The following is a 2,686-nucleotide window of genomic DNA, read 5'->3' on the forward strand; positions in this document are numbered from 1 at the left end:
TCAATGATGCTAAATTGTAAACTTCTCCTTTAATGATCCAATTGTATTAATTTGGTATTACCTTTATCACAAACAAGTTTTTAACATTATGAAATTTAGATTTATTGTAACACTGGCTGTTCTGTTGAGCTCAATCTATGGTCCCCAGGTTTTCGCCCAATCAAAGAAAACACCATTTTATGAGATAAAAGTTTATCATTTTGAAAATGCAAGTCAGGAGGAACTGATTGACGACTATCTTAAAAATGCTTTTCTACCTGCAATGAATCGCAAAGGAATTCAGAACGTGGGTGTTTTTAAACCCGTAAACAATACTTTATCTGAGGATAAGCGGATTTATGTTCTGGTTCCATTTAAATCTACAAAGCAATTTACCGATATGTCCGAACAGCTCGCAAAAGATGCCATGTATAATGAAAATGGTAAAGCCTATCTGGATGCTTCGTATAATAAAGCCCCTTACAAAAGAATGGAATCTATATTTATCAAAGCGTTTTCCCTTATGCCAAATATGGAGGTCCCGGCGTTGAAAAACGAACTTTCAAAGCGAGTTTACGAGCTTAGAAGTTATGAAGGGCCTACTGAGAAAATGTATACAAGAAAGGTGGAAATGTTCAATACAGGGGGAGAGATCAGTTTATTTAAACGGCTTGGCTTTAATGCCGTATTTTACGGAAGTGTTATTGCCGGTAGTAGAATGCCTAATTTGATGTACATGACGACATTTGAGGATATGGCCGCGCGGGATGAACATTGGAATGCATTTAGAGTTGATCCAGAATGGAAAAAATTATCTGCAATGGAGTACTATAAGAACACAGTTTCAAAAAATGAAACTATACTTTTAAATCCCACAAACTATTCGCAGATATAGATCATCAGTGCTTCTGCTATGGGCGGCAAAGTGGTTGCAGAATGTATGGAATAAACGGTTTATCATATTCAGAATCTTCAGCAAATTGTCACTTCCTAAAATAACTATACACAGAAACAACGTGTATGGAAACAAAAAAAACATCAGAGTTCAAGTATGAGAGAGCAAAAAAAAGTGATCGCTATCCCAGGGAAATAATCATGGAAGCAGTCCGACTTGCTGAGTCTGGAGTAATGTTAAAAGATGTCGCATCATTGTATGGAATGAGCGGTATCACACTTAACAAGTGGATGACTCGTTATTCGTCACCCGATTACCATCCTATTACTAACCGGAGTTACAAACCATCAGTAAAGCGCTCGGTTCTACGGGCGATTGAATCCGGCATGAGTATCAATGAAGCGGCAACGTCATTTGGGATTACTAGCGGGGTGGTGATTCGTGGGTGGATAAAGAAAGCAAGTGAGGAAAATGCCGACCTTAGTGCCATTATCCCTATGAAGAAGCCCCCGAAAGAAAACCTAAATCCCACGGATACTAAAGCGCTGGAGCATCAATTGGCTGAGGCACAGTTGAAGATTCGTGCTCTGGAAACAATGATAGACATTGCAGAAGAGCAACTTAAGATCGATATCAGAAAAAAGTCTGGTGCCAAGCAGTCACCCAAATGAAACAGGACCATCCCCAATTGGGGATAAAGACCCTGTGCAGACTGTTTGGCAAAACACGTCACGCCTGGTATGATCACTCGTGGCGAATGCAGGATACCGGCTTAAAGGAAGATATCGTATTGCAGCACGTAGCTAAAATTCGTAAGTCATTACCACGAGTAGGCACATTAAAGCTTCACGCAATGATCGGTCCGTTGCTTGCAGAACATCGGATTTCTATAGGCAGAGACTACCTATTCGGACTGATGCGTGAACATGGCCTGGATATCCGCAGGCGCAAGCGTAGAGTAATAACTACTGATTCCAGGCATTGGATGCATAAATATGCTAATCTGGTTAGAGAACTGGAAGTTAGCCGCCCCGAACAACTGTGGGTCAGCGACATCACTTATATCCGTATGAATAGCGGATGGGGGTACTTAAGTCTGGTCACTGATGCGTACTCGCGCAAGATTATGGGCTATTGCTTTAGGAAAGACCTGCAAGCTCAAGGTTGTACCGAGGCTTTGAAAATGGCATTGAATAACAGAATCTATGAAGATATCCTTATTCATCATTCCGACCGGGGATCGCAGTATTGCAGCAAAGAGTATGTGGAGGTACTGCTTGAAAACAAAATCGCCATCAGCATGACTGAGAACGGTGACCCGTATGAAAATGCTCTTGCAGAACGGGTTAACGGCATCCTCAAAACTGAGTTCGACTTATACTATTCAAATGCGGGCTTTGACGATACCAGGACAAAAATAGCGGAAAGGATTGGAGCTTATAACCAGATCAGGCCACACAGCAGCTGCGACTATCTTACACCCGAACTGGCCCATCTGAGGAATGGAATACTTCCAAAAAAATGGAAAAAAAGAAATTACAAATCCAAGCAAATATCTATTGTATAGCTTAATCAGGAATAATAAATTGCACTGTATAACTAATTCAGGAATTATTCAATAACCTGTATAGCTATTTCAGGACGAGACAAAAAAAGGCCTTTTGTTTGGGTCTTCTATGGTTCTTCTCTGGGTAAAAGTGCATTTTTGGCTACTCCAGCCAAGAAAGAGCCAAACAAGACCCCTACCAGACCCCTACAAAGTGTCTCGTCCTGAAATAGCTATACAGGTTATTGAATAATTCCTGAATTAGT

The 2,686-nt window shown here is 40.8% G+C and carries 3 protein-coding genes; all 3 read left to right on the forward strand.

What is annotated here, in order from left to right; all coding sequences use genetic code 11:
* Positions 1 to 88 precede the first annotated feature (88 nt).
* The 3 genes from ACLL8Z_RS05775 (at position 89) to ACLL8Z_RS05785 (ending at position 2,441) form a co-directional block, all read left to right on the forward strand.
* Positions 89 to 874 (forward strand): NIPSNAP family protein, encoded by a 786-nt coding sequence (locus ACLL8Z_RS05775; RefSeq protein ID WP_411273817.1) that lies wholly within the window; start codon positions 89 to 91, stop codon positions 872 to 874.
* A 125-nt stretch (positions 875 to 999) separates the two neighbouring features.
* Positions 1,000 to 1,545: a hypothetical protein gene (locus ACLL8Z_RS05780; protein WP_411273818.1), complete on the forward strand. Its 546-nt coding sequence runs from the start codon at positions 1,000 to 1,002 to the stop codon at positions 1,543 to 1,545.
* Complete coding sequence (locus tag ACLL8Z_RS05785) at positions 1,542 to 2,441, forward strand: IS3 family transposase (protein ID WP_411273819.1); 900 nt, start codon at positions 1,542 to 1,544, stop codon at positions 2,439 to 2,441. The genes ACLL8Z_RS05780 and ACLL8Z_RS05785 overlap by 4 nt, the downstream gene beginning before the upstream one ends.
* Positions 2,442 to 2,686 lie beyond the last annotated feature (245 nt).

The organism is Daejeonella sp., from assembly GCF_046590655.1.
Taxonomy (GTDB): domain Bacteria; phylum Bacteroidota; class Bacteroidia; order Sphingobacteriales; family Sphingobacteriaceae; genus Daejeonella.

Coding starts and splice junctions, on each gene's coding strand:
- ACLL8Z_RS05775 (WP_411273817.1), top strand. CDS start 89: ATGAAATTTAGATTTATTGTAACACTGGCTGTTCTGTTGAGCTCAATC.
- ACLL8Z_RS05780 (WP_411273818.1), top strand. CDS start 1,000: ATGGAAACAAAAAAAACATCAGAGTTCAAGTATGAGAGAGCAAAAAAA.
- ACLL8Z_RS05785 (WP_411273819.1), top strand. CDS start 1,542: ATGAAACAGGACCATCCCCAATTGGGGATAAAGACCCTGTGCAGACTG.